The organism is Kluyvera sp. Awk 3, from assembly GCF_028069715.1.
Classification (GTDB): domain Bacteria; phylum Pseudomonadota; class Gammaproteobacteria; order Enterobacterales; family Enterobacteriaceae; genus Kluyvera; species Kluyvera georgiana_A.
On the sequence record NZ_JANEWH010000050.1, the window covers coordinates 16,703 to 32,978 of the forward strand.

Below are 16,276 nucleotides of genomic sequence, written 5' to 3' on the forward strand. Positions count from 1 at the left end.
GTGATGGGCTTAAAACAGCTACTGGAAAAAGTTGAGCCGCACTTCACGCAGGGCGGCAAGCTGGAAAAATATTACCCGCTGTATGAAGCGACGGCGACGTTGCTCTATACGCCGGGGCATGTCACCAAAGGCGCGGCGCACGTTCGCGATGCCATCGACCTGAAGCGCATGATGATCCTCGTCTGGTTCGCCGTTTTCCCGGCGATGTTCTGGGGGATGTATAACGTCGGGCTGCAAACCATCCCGGCGCTACACAAGCTGTACGGCGCAGAGCAACTGCAGCAGGTGATTGCCAGCAACTGGCACTACAGTGTGGCGCAGGCGCTGGGCGTCAGCTTCGCGCCGGATGCCGGCTGGCTCAGCATGATGATGCTGGGCGCGGTGTTCTTTGTGCCAATTTACGCCACGGTCTTTTTGGTTGGCGGGTTCTGGGAAGTGCTGTTCGCGATTGTGCGCAAGCATGAAGTCAACGAAGGTTTCTTCGTCACCTCAATACTGTTTGCGCTGATTGTTCCGCCGACCATGCCGTTATGGCAGGCGGCGCTCGGCATCTCCTTCGGCGTGGTGATTGCGAAAGAGATCTTTGGCGGCACCGGTCGCAACTTCCTCAACCCGGCGCTGGCCGGGCGTGCATTCCTGTTCTTTGCCTATCCGGCGCAAATCTCCGGCGATCTGGTCTGGACCGCCGCCGATGGATTCTCCGGGGCGACGCCGCTCTCCCAATGGGCGAGCCATGGTGGTGAAGCGCTGGTCAACGTCGTCAGCGGGCAACCGGTCAGTTGGATGGATGCCTTTATCGGCAACATTCCGGGCTCCATCGGTGAAGTCTCCACGTTGATGATCCTGCTTGGCGGGGCGCTGATTATCTTTGGCCGCGTCGCCTCCTGGCGCATCGTGGCCGGCGTGATGGTCGGCATGATCGCCTGTGCCACGCTGTTTAACCTGATTGGTTCCGAAACCAACCCGATGTTTGCCATGCCGTGGTACTGGCATCTGGTGCTCGGTGGTTTTGCCTTCGGCATGATGTTTATGGCCACTGACCCGGTTTCCGCCTCGTTTACCGATAAAGGCAAATGGTGCTATGGCGCGCTGATTGGCGCAATGTGCGTGCTGATTCGCGTCGTTAACCCAGCTTATCCAGAAGGGATGATGTTGGCCATTCTGTTCGCCAACCTCTTTGCGCCACTGTTTGATTACCTGGTGGTGCGGGCCAATATTAAGCGGAGGAAGTCGCGTGGCTGAGAAGAAAAGTAACGATAGCATCGGCAAAACGCTGCTGGTGGTGCTGGTGCTTTGTCTGGTCTGCTCTATTGTGGTCGCCGGTTCTGCCGTAGGCCTCAAGCCGCTTCAGCAGGAGCAGCGGGCGCTGGATAAACAGCGCAATATTCTGGCGGTGGCCGGGCTGATGCACGACAAGATGTCTGCTGACGAGGTGGCTGAGGTGTATGCCAGCCGCGTAACGCCACGGCTGCTGGATCTGAAAAGCGGCACGATGCTTGAGGGCGACCCGGGGAAGTTTAACCAGATCCAGGCGCTGAAGGACCCGCAACAGAGTATCGCGCTGTCTTCCAGCGAAGACCCAGCCGGTATTCGTCGTCGCAGCAACATGGTGGAAATCTACCTCATCAAAGACGAAAAGCAGCAGGTACAGGAGATCGTCCTGCCGATTTATGGCAACGGTCTGTGGTCAATGATGTATGCATTTGTGGCGCTGGACACTGACGGGCGCACCATTAAAGGCATCACTTACTACGACCAGGGAGAAACCCCGGGGCTCGGCGGCGAGGTTGAAAACCCGAACTGGCGTGCGCAGTTTGTCGGTAAACGCGTCGTCAACGATGAAGGTCATCCGGCGCTGAAAGTCATGAAGGGCGCGGCACCACAGGGCGATCTGTACGCGGTGGACGGTCTTTCTGGCGCGACGCTCACGGCTAACGGCGTGCAGCACAGCTTTGATTTCTGGATGGGCGAACTGGGCTTTGGCCCGTTCCTGAAACAGGTGCGTGAAGGAGGGCTGAACCATGGCTGAACAGGGTGAAATGAAAGAGATGAAACGCCTGCTGGTGGGGCCGCTTATCGCCAATAACCCGATCGCGCTCCAGGTGCTCGGCGTCTGCTCGGCATTGGCGGTCACCACCAAGCTGGAAACGGCGTTTGTGATGACCATTGCGGTCACGCTGGTGACGGCGTTTTCCAGCATGTTCATCTCGATGATCCGCCACCATATTCCTAACAGCGTACGTATCATCGTACAGATGGCGATTATTGCCTCACTGGTTATTGTGGTCGATCAGTTACTGCGCGCGTTTGCCTATGAGACCTCAAAACAGCTGTCGGTTTTCGTCGGGCTTATCATCACGAACTGTATCGTGATGGGGCGTGCAGAAGCGTTCGCCATGAAGTCGCCACCGCTGGCGAGCTTTATGGACGGCATCGGCAATGGCTTGGGTTATGGCGCTATTCTGCTCATCGTTGGTTTCCTGCGCGAGCTTATTGGCAGCGGCAAGCTGTTTGGCGTCACGGTGCTGGAGACAGTGCAAAACGGTGGCTGGTATCAGCCAAACGGCCTGTTCCTGCTCGCGCCGAGCGCGTTTTTCATTATCGGTCTGCTGATCTGGGCGCTGCGTAGCTGGAAGCCGGAACAGCAGGAAAAGGAGTAACCGATTATGGCTCACTACATTAGCCTGTTTGTCCGCGCCGTGTTCGTTGAAAACATGGCGCTGGCCTTCTTCCTCGGGATGTGTACCTTCCTTGCGGTCTCTAAGAAGGTCTCCACCGCTTTTGGTCTTGGTGTGGCGGTAACGGTGGTTCTCGGGCTCGCCGTACCGATCAACAACCTGGTCTACAACCTGGTGCTGCGTGACGGCGCGCTGGTTGATGGCGTGGATCTCAGCTTCCTAAACTTCATCACCTTTATCGGTGTGATTGCGGCGCTGGTGCAGATCCTCGAGATGATCCTCGATAAATACTTCCCGTCGCTGTATACCGCGTTGGGTATCTTCCTGCCGCTGATTGCGGTGAACTGCGCCATCTTTGGCGGCGTGTCGTTTATGGTACAGCGTGACTATAACTTCAGTGAATCCATCGTTTACGGTTTTGGATCCGGTATCGGCTGGATGCTGGCAATCGTTGCGATGGCGGGAATTCGCGAAAAGATGAAGTATTCAAATGTGCCAGCGGGACTGCGCGGCTTAGGGATCACCTTTATCACCACCGGGCTGATGGCGTTAGGTTTTATGTCATTCTCCGGTGTGCAGCTATAAGGGCCGTTAATCATGGAAATTATACTTGGCGTAGTGATGTTTACGCTGATTGTGCTGGTGCTATCGCTGCTGATCTTATTTGCCAAATCGAAGCTGGTTAACGCTGGCGATGTGGTGATTGAAATTAACAACGAAGCGGATAAGCAGATTAAAACCCCGGCGGGCGACAAGCTGCTGAATACGCTGTCCAGCAACGGTATTTTTATCTCCTCAGCCTGCGGCGGCGGCGGCTCCTGCGGCCAATGCCGGGTCACGGTGAAAGAGGGCGGTGGTGAAATTCTGCCAACCGAGCTGTCGCACATTACCAAGCGCGAAGCCAAAGAAGGCTGCCGCCTGGCCTGTCAGGTCGCCGTGCGTCAGGACATGAAAATTGAGCTGCCGGACGAAGTGTTTGGCGTGAAAAAGTGGGAATGCGAAGTTATCTCTAACGATAACAAAGCCACCTTTATCAAAGAGCTGAAGCTGGCGATTCCTGCGGGTGAAAGCGTGCCGTTCCGCGCCGGGGGCTATATTCAGATTGAGTGCCCGCCGCATAAAGTCGCGTACGCCGACTTTGACGTGCCGGACGAATACCGTGGCGACTGGGATAAATTCAATCTCTTCCGCTATGTCTCCGACGTGAAAGAACCGACGCTGCGCGCCTATTCAATGGCGAACTATCCGGAAGAAAAGGGCATCATCATGCTCAACGTGCGTATCGCCACGCCGCCGCCGTCCGCGCCGGATGCGCCGCCGGGGATTATGTCCTCGTATATCTGGTCGCTTAAGGCCGGCGACAAGGTGACCATTTCCGGACCGTTCGGCGAGTTCTTCGCCAAAGACACCGACGCTGAAATGGTGTTTATCGGCGGCGGTGCAGGGATGGCGCCGATGCGTTCGCATATCTTCGATCAGCTTAAGCGCCTGCATAGTCATCGCAAAATCAGCTTCTGGTACGGCGCGCGTTCACTGCGTGAAATGTTCTATGAAGAGGAGTTTGAGCAGCTGGCACGTGATAACCCGAACTTTACCTTCCATATTGCGCTTTCCGACGCGCAACCGGAAGATAACTGGACGGGCTACACCGGCTTTATTCATAACGTCCTGTATGAGAACTACCTGCGTGACCACCCGGCGCCGGAAGACTGTGAGTTCTATATGTGTGGGCCGCCGATGATGAACGCCGCGGTCATTAAGATGCTCAAAGAGCTAGGCGTGGAGGATGAAAACATCATGCTCGACGACTTTGGAGGCTGATGATGTTAACGGTATTTCTGGCGACGTTCTGCATTTTTGCCCTCGTGATCCTCGGTATGTCGCTGGGGTATCTGGTGAAGCGGAAAAGCCTGCAGGGCAGCTGCGGCGGCATCTCTTCGCTGGGGCTGGAAAAAGTGTGCGACTGCCCGGAACCGTGCGATGCGCGTAAAAAGCGGATGGCCCGCGAGGCGCAGCGCCAACAGAATCGTATCCTGTAGTCCCTTAATCGCCCGGCTTTGCCGGGCGATTTGCAACACTTCTCATTTGCCAAAGTTATGCTGTATACTTATCCAGTGGTAAGTGAGGGCTAACGATGCGCAAAATAATCCATATCGATATGGACTGCTTCTTCGCCGCGGTCGAAATGCGCGACAACCCCGCCCTGCGCGATATTCCTGTCGCCATCGGCGGCAGTCGGGTGCAGCGTGGCGTCATCAGCACGGCGAACTATCCGGCGCGTAAATTTGGCGTGCGCAGTGCAATGCCTACCGCTACCGCCCTGAAGCTGTGTCCGCACCTGACGCTTTTGCCGGGGCGCTTTGAAGCCTACCGTGAAGCCTCCCACCACATTCGGGAAATTTTCTCCCGCTACACCTCGCTGATTGAACCGCTCTCGCTGGATGAAGCCTATCTGGACGTCAGCGATAGCGTGCACTGCCACGGCTCGGCCACGCTAATGGCGCAGGAAATTCGCCAGACCATCTTCAACGAGCTGGCGCTGACGGCCTCTGCGGGCGTTGCGCCGGTGAAGTTTCTGGCTAAAATCGCCTCCGATCTTAACAAACCCAACGGCCAGTTCGTTCTTACGCCCGCCGAGGTCCCGGCGTTTCTGCAAACCCTGCCGCTGGCGAAAATTCCCGGCGTGGGCAAAGTCTCAGCGGCTAAGCTGGAAAGTATGGGGCTGCGCACCTGCGAAGATGTGCAGAATAGCGATCTCGCGATGCTGCTCAAGCGCTTTGGTAAATTCGGGCGGATCCTCTGGGAGCGTAGTCATGGGATCGACGAACGTGAGATCCACAACGATCGCCAGCGCAAGTCGATAGGCGTGGAGCGTACGCTGGAAGAGGACATTCATGAATGGGTCGACTGCGAAGCCATTGTCGAGCGTCTCTACCCTGAACTCGAACGGCGGTTAGCGAAAGTCCGGCCCGACCTGCGTATTGCCCGTCAGGGAATTAAACTCAAATTCAATGACTTTCAGCAGACCACCCAGGAGCACGTCTGGCCGCAACTCAACAAAGACGATCTGATCGCCACCGCGCACAAAGCCTGGCACGAGCGTAGGTCGGAACGTGGCGTACGGCTGGTTGGTTTACATGTCTCACTGCTGGATCCACAGCTGGAACGCCAGCTTCTGTTAGGGATTTAACGATGCAAATTCGGGCCTATCGCGACGGTGATTTCACAACCTTATGCCAGATTTTTCTGCGTGCGGTACGGGAAACCGCCAGCCAGCACTATGCCACCGCGCAAATCGACGCCTGGGCTCAGGTGGATGAAGCTCGCTGGCGGCAAAAACTGGCGGCCTCGCGAGTGCTGGTCGCAGAAAAAGAGGGAGAAGTCGTCGGTTTTATTACCGCCATGGATCGCTATATTGACCTGCTGTTTGTTTCGCCGACGCATTCCCGGCAGGGAGTCGCCAGCGCGTTGTTGGCCGAGTTGTTCGCTTTGATACCAACGGGAACATTAACGGTGGAGGCAAGTATCACTGCCAGGCCGTGTTTTGAGCGTATGGGATTTCAGGTTGTCGCAGAACAGCGGGTAGTGGCGCGTGGGGAGGCGTTTGTGAATTATCGAATGGAGAAACGCCGGTAAACTATTCCCGGCGTTACACGGCCGGACTACCTGACAGGTAGACCGGCCAAGCGAGGCATAGAACTTACTTCGTCGGAATCGCTTTCAACAGTTCCGTCAGCAGCTGCCAGTACTGGCCAACGCTTTCGATATGAACCTGCTCATCCGGAGAGTGTGGCCCGGTGATGGTTGGCCCAATGGAGACCATATCCATGTTCGGATACGGTTTCTTGAACAGACCACATTCCAGACCCGCGTGGATAATCTGAATGTTCGGCACCTTGTTGAACAGGCGCTGATAGGTTTCACGCACCAGCTTCATGACCGGAGAGTTCGCGTCCGGCTGCCAGCCTGGGTAGCCGCCTTTAGGTTGGGTTTTGGCGCCTGCCAGCGCACCCAGTGATTCCAGCATGCTCACCACGTAATCTTTACCGCTGTCGAGCAGGGAACGGATCAGGCAGTGGATCGTGGCGGTATCTTCCGTCATGGAAACCACGCCCACGTTGAGGGAGGTTTCGACGACGCCTTTTGCCACGTCGGAGTTACGAATCACACCGTTCGGCGTTGCGTTCAGCAACTGCGTGAATGCATCGCGAGATGCCGCAGTCAGCGCTTTACCTTCAACGGTCGTGTTTTCCAGTACCAGCGTCAGGTTCTTCTCTTTGGCAGACAGCTCGTTTTGCAGAATGTGCAGATAGGTCTCTACCAGCCCTTTCAGCGCGTCAACTTTGTCTGCCGGAATAGCGATAGCGGCGAAGGCTTCACGTGGGATCGCGTTGCGCAGAGTACCGCCGGTGAAGTCAACCAGACGCAGATCCAGTTCCGCCGCGTGGGCTACCAGGAAACGTGCCAGCAGCTTGTTGGCGTTGCCGAGGCCGAGGTGAATATCACCGCCGGAGTGGCCGCCTTTCAGGCCTTTCAGCGTCAGCTTGAAGGTCTGGAAATTAGCCGGAATGGCTTCACGGGTCAGCGGCAGGTTGCTGGTGAAGTCGATACCACCGGCGCAACCCATGTAGATTTCACCTTCTTCTTCCGAGTCGGTGTTGATCAGGATGTCGCCCTGCAGCCAGTTCGGTTGCAGACCAAACGCGCCGTCCATACCGGTCTCTTCGGTCATGGTCAGCAGAACTTCCAGCGGGCCGTGTTCAACGGACTCATCAGACAGCACCGCCAGCGCGGAAGCCATACCGATACCATTATCGGCACCCAGCGTGGTACCACGGGCTTTCACCCATTCACCGTCGATGTACGGTTGAATCGGGTCTTTGGCGAAGTCGTGTACGGTGTCATTGTTTTTCTGCGGCACCATATCGAGGTGAGCCTGCAGCACAACCGGTTTACGGTTTTCCATACCCGGAGTCGCGGCTTTGCGAATCAGAATGTTGCCAACCTGGTCGCGCTCGGCGTGAAGGCCTTTTTCTTTCGCCCAGCCGACGATGTGCGCGGCGAGCTGCTCTTCATGATGAGAAGGGTGCGGAATAGAACAGATTTTGGCAAAAATATCCCATAAAGGTTGCGGGGATAATTGAGACAGTTCAGACACGATGAGTCTCCTTACGGCTTTCTGCAAAAGTCGCTTGCAGGTAAAGGGTTAGCATAGACATATACCACAAGCCTGGCTTGCGCGATGGGGTTGAGAATACCACTTTCTGCCCTTTCCGGTAGAACAAACCACGTAAAAAGAGCCGGGGATTCCGCTTAACACTGGTTTTTAGTGCGTCAGATCTCTATAATCTCGCGCAACCTATTTCCCCCTTGAACACTTTTTAAGCCGTATAACACAGGCTGGGACACTTCACATGAGCGAAAAATACGTCGTCACCTGGGACATGTTGCAGATTCACGCGCGCAAGCTGGCTGCACGCCTGATGCCATCTGAACAGTGGAAAGGCATCATCGCCGTTAGCCGCGGTGGTTTGGTACCGGGCGCACTGCTGGCACGTGAACTGGGCATTCGTCATGTCGACACCGTATGCATCTCCAGCTATGACCACGACAACCAGCGCGAGCTGAAGGTCCTGAAGCGCGCAGAAGGCGATGGCGAAGGCTTTATCGTTATTGACGATCTGGTCGATACCGGCGGTACTGCCGTAGCAATTCGCGAAATGTATCCAAAAGCGCATTTCGTCACCATCTTCGCTAAACCGGCTGGCCGCCCGCTGGTTGACGATTATGTTGTAGATATCCCGCAGGATACCTGGATTGAACAGCCGTGGGACATGGGCGTGGTATTTGTACCGCCTATTTCTGGCCGTTAATTCAGTCAATAAATGCGCTTCCAACGCCCGGTCATGCCGGGCGTTGTTTTTTTTAATGTCCCACGCGTTACAATGGATTAAAGATCGTATCCATGGAGGTTTTGTGATGCCAGAAGCTAATCTCAGCGAAACGCTATTTAAGCCGCGTTTTAAACACCCTGAAACGTCCACGCTGGTACGCCGGTTCAGTAGCGGTGAAGCTCCAAGCATGCAGTCTGCGCTGAGCGGCAGCACCGTACCGCACTGGTATCGAATGATTAATCGCCTGATGTGGATCTGGCGTGGCGTCTCGCCGCAGGAAATTCTCGACGTGCAGGCGCGTATCGTCATGAGTACTGCCGAACGCACCGACGATGAGCTGTACGACACCGTGGTGGGCTATCGCGGCGGCAACTGGATTTACGAGTGGTCAACGCAGGCGATGCAGTGGCAGCAGAAGGCCATGCAGGAGCAGGACGAGACCCTCAGCGGCCGTCACTGGCTGCATGCCTCTAATCTTTATAGCATTGCCGCCTATCCGCACCTGAAGGGGGATGACCTCGCCGAACAGGCGCAGGCGCTGGCGAACCGTGCTTATGAAGAGGCCGCCAAACGTCTGCCGGGGTCAATGCGCGAACTGGAGTTTGCGATTCCCGGCGGCGCGCCAATCACCGGTTTTCTACATATGCCGAAAGGCGATGGCCCGTTCCCGACGGTATTGATGTGCGGCGGATTAGATGGCCTGCAAAGCGACTATTACAGCCTGTTCGAGCGTTATTTTGCCCCGCTTGGCATTGCGATGTTGACGGTGGACATGCCGTCAATCGGTTTTTCTTCCAAATGGAAGCTAACCCAGGATTCCAGCATGCTGCATCAGCACGTGATTAAGCAGCTGCGCGATGTTCCCTGGGTGGACCATACCCGCCTCGCGGCTTTTGGCTTCCGCTTCGGCGCTAACATCGCCGTACGTCTGGCTTATCTGGAAGCGCAGAATCTGAAGGCCGTGGCCTGCCTTGGCCCGGTGGTTCATAGCCTGCTGAGCGATCCGCTGCGTCAGGGCCGCGTGCCGGAAATGTACCTCGACGTGCTCGCCTCGCGTTTAGGTATGCACGATGCCTCTGATGAAGCGTTGCGCGTGGAGCTAAACCGCTACTCGCTGAAAACGCAGGGTTTACTGGGGCGCCGCTGCCCGACACCGATGCTTTCCGGCTACTGGGATAACGATCCTTTCAGCCCGGAGGAAGAGTCACGGCTGATCGTTTCGTCATCGGCGCAGGGCAAGCTGATGCCGATTCCGTTTAACCCGGTGTACCGTAATTTTGATAAGGCGCTGAAGGAAATTGCCGGGTGGATCAACAATAGATTTTGTTAATATATTGATAAATTCTATTGATTTGGTAAAACAGTTGCATCACTAAAGGAGATCGCAATGACGTTACCGAGTGGACACCCGAAGAGTAGATTGATCAAGAAATTCACTGCGCTTGGCCCCTATATCCGCGAAGAACAGTGCCAGGACAACCGCTTTTTTTTCGACTGCCTGGCCGTTTGCGTTAACGTAAAACCCGCGCCAGAGAAGCGTGAGTTCTGGGGCTGGTGGATGGAAATGGAAGCTGAAGAGCATCGTTTCACCTACAGCTACCAGTTCGGCCTGTTCGACAAAGAGGGAACGTGGCAGGCTGTCGCGATCAAAGACCCGGAGGTCGTAGAACGTCTGCAGCAAACGCTGCGCGGTTTCCACGAGCGGGCGAGCGAACTGTTGAAGAGCCTGGATTTAGCGCTGGAACCTGCCGACGGTTTTGCGAATGAAGCGGTGAAGCGCACGGCTTAATAATAAAGGCCCGATATTTTCGGGCCTTGATATTCAGTCATAAAAAAGGCCTCCAGGTGGAGGCCTTTTTCGTATTATCTTAGAACTGGTAGGTCATCCCGACAGCAACCACGTCGTCGGTCATAATAGCCAGACGTTTGGTCACCGCATCTTCATCGATCAGGTTGATTTTATAATCGACAAATGCCGACATATTTTTGTTGAAATAGTAGGTCGCGCCGACATCAACATATTTCATCAGATCCTGATCGCCAATCCCGTTATCCAGATCTTTGCCTTTCATCTGCACGTAGCCGAGTGACGGACGCAGACCGAAATCAAACTGATACTGCGCTATGGCTTCAAAGTTCTGTGCTTTATTCGCAAAGCCCTGGTCGGCGGAAACCAGACCTTTAATTGGGGTCATATTACGGGTTTCGGTATAAATCATCGCCAGGTAAATATTATTGGCGTCATATTTTACGCCGGTGCCCCAGGATTCAGCATTCTTACCGCCTTTCGCCAGCGATTTTGCCTGCTGTATGTCGGTGCGGTCAGAGTTGGTGTACGCCGCGCTGATGGCGAAGTCGCTGCCGCCGAAATCATAAGACAGAGAAGTGCCGAAACCGTCGCCGTTGGCGGTGGCATAGGTGCTACGGTCATTTTTACCCTGATATTGCAGGGTTAAATCCAGACCGTCGACCACACCAAAGAAATCAGTATTACGGTAGGTGGCCAGGCCGCTTGAGCGCTTGGTCATAAAGTTATCGGTTTTGGCGGTAGAATCACCACCGAATTCCGGGAACATATCGGTCCAGGCTTCAACATCGTACAGTGCGCCGAGGTTACGACCGTAATCAAAAGAACCAAAGTCTTTTAATTTCAGACCGGCAAAGGCCAGACGTGTTTTCTGCGAAGAAGCGCTACCGCCTTCGTCGTTATTACCGGCAAATTCAGATTCCCAGCGGCCATAACCGGTCAACTGATCGTTAATTTTTGTTTCGCCTTTAAAACCAAAACGCACGTAGGTTTTATCGCCATCAGCGCTGGAGTCATCGCTCATATAGTGCATGGCTTTGACTTTGCCGTAGACGTCCAGTTTATTACCATCTTTGTTATAAACTTCTGCGGCCATAGCTGAAGACGACGCCATAATACCCATCACTGTTAATGCCAGAGCTGTTTTTTGCATTTCTCAATCCCGGTTTTTTTATACTTAAAAGAGTGCTGTGAAAGACCACTGTGAAAAAACAGGAACGTTTTTATCCCGCTCGTGTTAAAAATTTATGACAAAGTTCTATTGAATATAAAAAAGTATGATTAATTTTTTCTGTCATAAAATTGTCAACATTTGCCTCCAGGCTGTCTGATCCCGCGCAACAAAACCCCGGCTTTCTGCGCTGCCTGTTGGCAAGCGGGCTGACTCCTGTTACAACGTTTGTTTGGATCGATACTTCTTCTTTTTAACGGCAGAGAATCATGAGTGATAGTCAGACGCTGGTGGTCAAACTGGGCACCAGTGTTTTAACAGGCGGATCGCGCCGCCTGAATCGCGCGCATATTGTTGAACTGGTTCGCCAGTGCGCCCAGCTCCATGCAGCTGGACATCGAATTGTCATTGTAACGTCAGGAGCGATTGCCGCCGGGCGTGAGCATCTGGGTTACCCTGAACTGCCCGCGACTATCGCTTCTAAACAGCTGCTTGCTGCCGTTGGCCAGAGCCGCTTAATTCAGCTGTGGGAACAGCTCTTCTCCATTTATGGCATTCACGTTGGTCAGATGCTGCTGACTCGCGCCGATATGGAAGACCGCGAACGTTTCCTTAACGCGCGCGATACCCTGCGCGCGCTGCTGGACAACAACATTGTTCCGGTAATTAACGAGAACGACGCCGTCGCGACGGCGGAAATTAAAGTGGGCGACAACGATAATCTCTCCGCGCTGGCGGCGATTCTGGCGGGCGCGGATAAACTGCTGTTGCTGACCGATCAGCAGGGGCTGTTCACCGCCGATCCGCGCAGCAATCCTGACGCTGAGCTGATTAAAGATGTTTACGGTGTGGATGACGCGCTGCGCGCCATTGCCGGCGACAGCGTCTCCGGCCTGGGCACGGGCGGCATGGGCACCAAGTTGCAGGCCGCAGATGTCGCCTGCCGCGCGGGTATCGACACCATTATTGCCGCTGGCAGCCTGCCGGGCGTGATTGGCGACGTGATGGCGAATATCTCCGTCGGCACGCGTTTCCACGCCCAGGATACACCGCTTGAGAACCGCAAACGCTGGATCTTTGGCGCACCGCCAGCCGGTGAACTGATTGTGGATGAAGGCGCGACCTCCGCCATTCTGGAGCGCGGAAGTTCATTACTTCCAAAAGGCATTAAAAACGTGACAGGCAACTTCTCTCGTGGTGAAGTGATCCGTATTCGTAGCCTTGCAGGCCGCGACATCGCTCACGGCGTAAGCCGTTACAACAGCGATGCGCTGCGCCTTATCGCCGGGCACCACTCGCAGGAAATTGACGACATTCTCGGCTACGAGTATGGCCCGGTTGCCGTGCATCGCGACGACATGATTACCCGCTAAGGAGTTCAACATGCTGGAACAAATGGGCATTGCCGCCAGGCAGGCCTCCTATACGCTGGCGCAGTTATCCTGCCGTGAGAAAAACCGGGTTCTGGAAACTATTGCCGATCATCTGGAATCTCAAAGTGAAGAGATTCTTGTGGCTAACGCCGAAGATTTAGCCCAGGCGCGCGAAAACGGCCTGAGCGAAGCCATGCTCGATCGCCTGGCGCTGACGCCAGCTCGTCTGACGGCGATTGCCAACGACGTCCGCCAGGTCTGCGTGCTGGCCGACCCGGTAGGGCAGGTGATTGACGGCGGGCTGCTCGACAGCGGCTTACGCATCGAACGTCGCCGCGTCCCGCTGGGTGTGATTGGCGTGATTTATGAAGCCCGCCCGAACGTCACCGTTGACGTGGCGGCGCTGTGCCTGAAAACCGGCAACGCCGCGATTTTGCGCGGCGGTAAAGAGACGTATCGCACCAACGCCGCCACCGTTGGCGTTATCCAACGCGCGCTGAAAGAGTGCGGTCTGCCAGAAGCAGCCATTCAGGCCATCGACAATCCGGATCGCGCGCTGGTGAGCGAGATGCTGCGTATGGATAAGTATATCGATATGCTGATCCCTCGCGGCGGTGCGGGCCTGCACAAGCTGTGCCGTGAGCAGTCGACGATTCCGGTTATTACCGGTGGTATCGGCGTTTGTCATATTTATATTGATGACAGCGCAGAGATTGAAGCGGCGCTGAAGATTATCGTCAATGCGAAAGCCCAGCGCCCGAGCGCCTGTAATAGCGTGGAAACGCTGCTGGTGAATCAATCCATCGCCGATCGCTTCCTGCCAGCGCTGAGCCAGCAGATGGCCGAAAGCGGCATTACGCTGCACGGCGATGAGGCGGTGATGCGCGAGCTGAAAGGCCCGGCACCGCTGGTGCCGCTGAAGCCGGAAGAGCTTGATAACGAGTACCTGTCGCTGCATCTCAACGTGGTGCTGGTGCCGGATATTGACAGCGCCATTACACACATCCGTCAACACGGCACCCAGCACTCCGACGCGATCCTGACCCGCACCCTGAGCAACGCCAACCGTTTTATCAACGAAGTGGACTCCTCCGCGGTGTACGTCAACGCCTCCACCCGTTTCACCGATGGTGGCCAGTTCGGCCTGGGTGCAGAAGTGGCGGTGAGCACCCAGAAACTCCACGCGCGCGGCCCAATGGGCCTTGAAGCACTGACCACCTACAAGTGGATCGGCTTCGGCGAAGATACCATTCGTGCGTAATTGAAAACGGGCGATGCAAAAATAGGCGGTTGATTAATCTGACTATTGACGCATCGCCCGGTTAGTTTTAACCTTTTACCCCGTGATTCACGCTCGTGAACACCTCTTGCAGGGCCGATATAGCTCAGTTGGTAGAGCAGCGCATTCGTAATGCGAAGGTCGTAGGTTCGACTCCTATTATCGGCACCATCCCATAGTTTTTTCAAATCAACTCACATCAACAAAATCCTTTAAAAACATAGAGATTACGCTGTTTTCGGTCATTTGGTGTCAACCCCTATCTCTTGAAATCAACATGCAGTTGGGGGCACAATCAGGGGCATGTTCTGTTCGGTCTAGGAAATGTGCCCCCAATGATGCTAAACGCCCGCAAGGTTGAAGCCGCCAAAGGAAAAGAGAAAAGCTACAAGCTATCTGATGGTGGGGGGCTGTATCTTCAGGTCGAACCTAATGGCTCGCGTTACTGGCGTATGAAGTACCGTTTTGCCGGTAAAGAAAAACGCTTGTCCTTTGGAGTCTATCCAACCGTCTCCCTTGCTGATGCCAGACAAAAACGCGAAGACGCAAAGAAGCTACTCGCTGCTGGTGATGATCCCGGTGAAGTGAAGAAAGCAAAGAAGCTGGCTTTAACCACCTCCACTGAGATACTCAACCCGTTTAGAGAGGTTGCGTTAGAGTGGCACAAGATGAAGTCTCCCAAATGGTCAGAGGGTTACGCTTCTGACATCATTGAGGCATTTGAGAAAGATATTTTCCCTCATATTGGCGACCGTCCTATTGCTGATATCAAGCCTCTGGAGCTGCTAGAAGTCCTGAGGTTGATAGAAACCAGAGGGGCAATGGAAAAGGCGAAGAAAGTTCGCCAGAGATGTGGTGAGGTGTTTCGTTATGCCATAGTAACCGGCCGGGCGATCTACAATCCTGCACCGGATCTCGCCAGCGCAATGCAAGGCCATGAAGCCGTCCACTATCCTTTCCTTAAAGCCAGTGAACTACCTGAGTTTTTCAAGGCATTGGATGCCTACACCGGTAGCCCCATTGTTTTATTGGGGGCACATTTGCTCATCCTGACCGGCCTGAGAACGGGAGAATTGCGTGCGGCTGAATGGCGTGAAGTGGATTTCAATAATGCAATATGGGAAATCCCAAAAGAACGCATGAAAATGCGTCGGGCCCATATTGTACCGCTGTCAAAACAAGCATTAGCTCATCTTGAAAAATTGAAAGAACTGACCGGGAATTATCCGCTGATGTTCCCCGGACGTAACGATCCCAGTAAGTGTATGAGTGAAGCCAGCATCAACCAGGTTTTTAAGCGTATTGGGTATGCTGGACGCGTTACCGGGCATGGTTTTCGGCACACTATGAGTACTATCTTGCATGAAAAGGGGTTTAACAGTGCATGGATCGAAACTCAACTCGCACATCTGGATAAAAACTCTATTCGTGGGATTTATAACCATGCTCAATATCTGGAAGGACGTAGAGAAATGATGCAATGGTATGCGGATTTTTTAGAGGAACTATAATGAAAACCATACCTTCTTTAGATTATTACCGAGTGGACCGGGCAGCTAAATTAATAGGTTGTGAAGTAGGGGATATAATTCACTGGGGAGCAGTTGATAAAATTAAGCTTTGTGTCATGTTGGATATGGCCAATTCGATTTTTTTTAGTTCCATGGATACTAAAAAAATAAATAATGACTTAAGGGATTTACCTAATCATACTGAGGAGTTCAAAGAGTTAACTAGAAATTCATTGGTATATAATGACGACTCGATTCACATTGAGGGTTTTGAATTTTTCTTTGAAGATGATCTCTTTAATTCAGACTCAGAGGATGGTTGCCCATTTAATATCGCTTATGGACATGCATCGGGTTTGTGGGAGCTTGAGCAAAGAGCATTAATTAAAATGGAAATGAGCAATTTATATGATGATGGGCTAATAGTTTTACCTTCAGGGGATATGAATCTTGAAGGTTTCTTTTGTTGTTTGTTGCCTGATTCACAAGGGTGTAAAATTACTTTAAATGATTTATGGATCACGAGAGAGTATGTTGAAAGAATTCTATCCAATGATATAGCC

General features: G+C 53.9%; 17 protein-coding genes and 1 tRNA gene. 16 read left to right on the forward strand and 2 right to left on the reverse strand.

Annotated elements, in window-relative coordinates; all coding sequences use genetic code 11:
• The first annotated feature begins 3 nt into the window (after nucleotides 1–3).
• The 8 genes from NNN71_RS12235 to NNN71_RS12270 all read left to right on the forward strand — a co-directional run bounded on the left by NNN71_RS12235 (nucleotide 4) and on the right by NNN71_RS12270 (nucleotide 6,314).
• Entirely contained in the window at nucleotides 4–1,242 is a 1,239-nt protein-coding gene (locus NNN71_RS12235) for an NADH:ubiquinone reductase (Na(+)-transporting) subunit B (RefSeq protein WP_167577342.1), read from the forward strand.
• Nucleotides 1,235–2,029: a Na(+)-translocating NADH-quinone reductase subunit C gene (locus NNN71_RS12240; RefSeq protein WP_163449466.1), complete on the forward strand. Its 795-nt coding sequence runs from the start codon at nucleotides 1,235–1,237 to the stop codon at nucleotides 2,027–2,029. Before NNN71_RS12235 ends, NNN71_RS12240 begins: the two co-directional genes overlap by 8 nt.
• On the forward strand, nucleotides 2,022–2,660 hold the full coding sequence (locus tag NNN71_RS12245) for an NADH:ubiquinone reductase (Na(+)-transporting) subunit D (RefSeq protein ID WP_163449467.1): 639 nt from the start codon (nucleotides 2,022–2,024) through the stop codon (nucleotides 2,658–2,660). Before NNN71_RS12240 ends, NNN71_RS12245 begins: the two co-directional genes overlap by 8 nt.
• A 6-nt stretch (nucleotides 2,661–2,666) precedes the next feature.
• Nucleotides 2,667–3,263 carry an NADH:ubiquinone reductase (Na(+)-transporting) subunit E gene (gene nqrE / locus NNN71_RS12250; protein WP_064547661.1) on the forward strand — a complete coding sequence of 199 codons (597 nt, stop codon included), beginning with the start codon at nucleotides 2,667–2,669 and terminating at the stop codon, nucleotides 3,261–3,263.
• A 12-nt stretch (nucleotides 3,264–3,275) separates the two neighbouring features.
• Nucleotides 3,276–4,499, forward strand: a complete 1,224-nt coding sequence (nqrF, locus tag NNN71_RS12255; RefSeq protein ID WP_064547662.1) for an NADH:ubiquinone reductase (Na(+)-transporting) subunit F — start codon at nucleotides 3,276–3,278, stop codon at nucleotides 4,497–4,499.
• A gap of 2 nt (nucleotides 4,500–4,501) precedes the next feature.
• Entirely contained in the window at nucleotides 4,502–4,717 is a 216-nt protein-coding gene (nqrM, locus tag NNN71_RS12260) for a (Na+)-NQR maturation NqrM (protein ID WP_064547684.1), read from the forward strand.
• Between the two features lie 95 nt (nucleotides 4,718–4,812).
• Complete coding sequence (gene dinB / locus NNN71_RS12265; RefSeq protein ID WP_163449469.1) at nucleotides 4,813–5,868, forward strand: DNA polymerase IV; 1,056 nt, start codon at nucleotides 4,813–4,815, stop codon at nucleotides 5,866–5,868.
• A 2-nt stretch (nucleotides 5,869–5,870) separates the two neighbouring features.
• Nucleotides 5,871–6,314: a GNAT family N-acetyltransferase gene (locus NNN71_RS12270; protein WP_271458594.1), complete on the forward strand. Its 444-nt coding sequence runs from the start codon at nucleotides 5,871–5,873 to the stop codon at nucleotides 6,312–6,314.
• A 64-nt stretch (nucleotides 6,315–6,378) separates the two neighbouring features.
• Here NNN71_RS12270 and pepD read toward each other — a convergent pair whose 3' ends face one another.
• Nucleotides 6,379–7,836: a cytosol nonspecific dipeptidase gene (gene pepD, locus NNN71_RS12275; RefSeq protein WP_271458595.1), complete on the reverse strand. Its 1,458-nt coding sequence runs from the start codon at nucleotides 7,834–7,836 to the stop codon at nucleotides 6,379–6,381.
• A gap of 256 nt (nucleotides 7,837–8,092) precedes the next feature.
• On the opposite strand from pepD, the gene gpt reads away from it, so the two are divergent.
• From gpt to crl, 3 genes are all read left to right on the forward strand, one after another.
• A complete protein-coding gene (gpt, locus tag NNN71_RS12280) occupies nucleotides 8,093–8,551 on the forward strand; it encodes a xanthine phosphoribosyltransferase (RefSeq protein WP_064547670.1) in 459 nt (152 codons plus the stop codon).
• Nucleotides 8,552–8,657: 106 nt separating this feature from the next.
• The gene (frsA, locus tag NNN71_RS12285) at nucleotides 8,658–9,902 is read left to right on the forward strand and encodes an esterase FrsA (protein WP_271458596.1); all 1,245 of its coding nucleotides are present in this window, start codon (nucleotides 8,658–8,660) and stop codon (nucleotides 9,900–9,902) included.
• 57 nt (nucleotides 9,903–9,959) lie between these two features.
• Entirely contained in the window at nucleotides 9,960–10,361 is a 402-nt protein-coding gene (crl, locus tag NNN71_RS12290; RefSeq protein ID WP_065357890.1) for a sigma factor-binding protein Crl, read from the forward strand.
• A gap of 79 nt (nucleotides 10,362–10,440) precedes the next feature.
• On the opposite strand, the gene phoE is transcribed toward crl, so the two are convergent.
• Nucleotides 10,441–11,532: a phosphoporin PhoE gene (gene phoE / locus NNN71_RS12295; RefSeq protein WP_271458597.1), complete on the reverse strand. Its 1,092-nt coding sequence runs from the start codon at nucleotides 11,530–11,532 to the stop codon at nucleotides 10,441–10,443.
• 287 nt (nucleotides 11,533–11,819) lie between these two features.
• On the opposite strand from phoE, the gene proB reads away from it, so the two are divergent.
• The 5 genes from proB to NNN71_RS12320 form a co-directional block, all read left to right on the forward strand.
• Complete coding sequence (proB, locus tag NNN71_RS12300; RefSeq protein WP_163449475.1) at nucleotides 11,820–12,923, forward strand: glutamate 5-kinase; 1,104 nt, start codon at nucleotides 11,820–11,822, stop codon at nucleotides 12,921–12,923.
• A gap of 10 nt (nucleotides 12,924–12,933) precedes the next feature.
• A complete protein-coding gene (gene proA / locus NNN71_RS12305; RefSeq protein WP_271458598.1) occupies nucleotides 12,934–14,184 on the forward strand; it encodes a glutamate-5-semialdehyde dehydrogenase in 1,251 nt (416 codons plus the stop codon).
• Nucleotides 14,185–14,297: 113 nt separating this feature from the next.
• A tRNA-Thr gene (locus tag NNN71_RS12310) sits at nucleotides 14,298–14,373 on the forward strand.
• Between the two features lie 164 nt (nucleotides 14,374–14,537).
• Nucleotides 14,538–15,713, forward strand: coding sequence for a tyrosine-type recombinase/integrase (locus NNN71_RS12315; protein WP_271458599.1), 1,176 nt, complete (start codon nucleotides 14,538–14,540; stop codon nucleotides 15,711–15,713).
• The coding region (locus tag NNN71_RS12320) for a hypothetical protein (protein ID WP_271458600.1) at nucleotides 15,713–16,276 on the forward strand (564 nt) is incomplete at its 3' end. The genes NNN71_RS12315 and NNN71_RS12320, both read left to right, overlap by 1 nt.

What these genes read in the sequence shown, in the direction of transcription:
- NNN71_RS12235 (WP_167577342.1), top strand. Translation starts at nt 4, where the DNA reads ATGGGCTTAAAACAGCTACTGGAAAAAGTTGAGCCGCACTTCACGCAG.
- NNN71_RS12245 (WP_163449467.1), top strand. Translation starts at nt 2,022, where the DNA reads ATGGCTGAACAGGGTGAAATGAAAGAGATGAAACGCCTGCTGGTGGGG.
- nqrE (WP_064547661.1), top strand. Translation starts at nt 2,667, where the DNA reads ATGGCTCACTACATTAGCCTGTTTGTCCGCGCCGTGTTCGTTGAAAAC.
- nqrF (WP_064547662.1), top strand. Translation starts at nt 3,276, where the DNA reads ATGGAAATTATACTTGGCGTAGTGATGTTTACGCTGATTGTGCTGGTG.
- nqrM (WP_064547684.1), top strand. Translation starts at nt 4,502, where the DNA reads ATGTTAACGGTATTTCTGGCGACGTTCTGCATTTTTGCCCTCGTGATC.
- dinB (WP_163449469.1), top strand. Translation starts at nt 4,813, where the DNA reads ATGCGCAAAATAATCCATATCGATATGGACTGCTTCTTCGCCGCGGTC.
- NNN71_RS12270 (WP_271458594.1), top strand. Translation starts at nt 5,871, where the DNA reads ATGCAAATTCGGGCCTATCGCGACGGTGATTTCACAACCTTATGCCAG.
- gpt (WP_064547670.1), top strand. Translation starts at nt 8,093, where the DNA reads ATGAGCGAAAAATACGTCGTCACCTGGGACATGTTGCAGATTCACGCG.
- frsA (WP_271458596.1), top strand. Translation starts at nt 8,658, where the DNA reads ATGCCAGAAGCTAATCTCAGCGAAACGCTATTTAAGCCGCGTTTTAAA.
- crl (WP_065357890.1), top strand. Translation starts at nt 9,960, where the DNA reads ATGACGTTACCGAGTGGACACCCGAAGAGTAGATTGATCAAGAAATTC.
- phoE (WP_271458597.1), bottom strand. Translation starts at nt 11,532, where the DNA reads ATGCAAAAAACAGCTCTGGCATTAACAGTGATGGGTATTATGGCGTCG.
- proB (WP_163449475.1), top strand. Translation starts at nt 11,820, where the DNA reads ATGAGTGATAGTCAGACGCTGGTGGTCAAACTGGGCACCAGTGTTTTA.
- proA (WP_271458598.1), top strand. Translation starts at nt 12,934, where the DNA reads ATGCTGGAACAAATGGGCATTGCCGCCAGGCAGGCCTCCTATACGCTG.
- NNN71_RS12315 (WP_271458599.1), top strand. Translation starts at nt 14,538, where the DNA reads ATGATGCTAAACGCCCGCAAGGTTGAAGCCGCCAAAGGAAAAGAGAAA.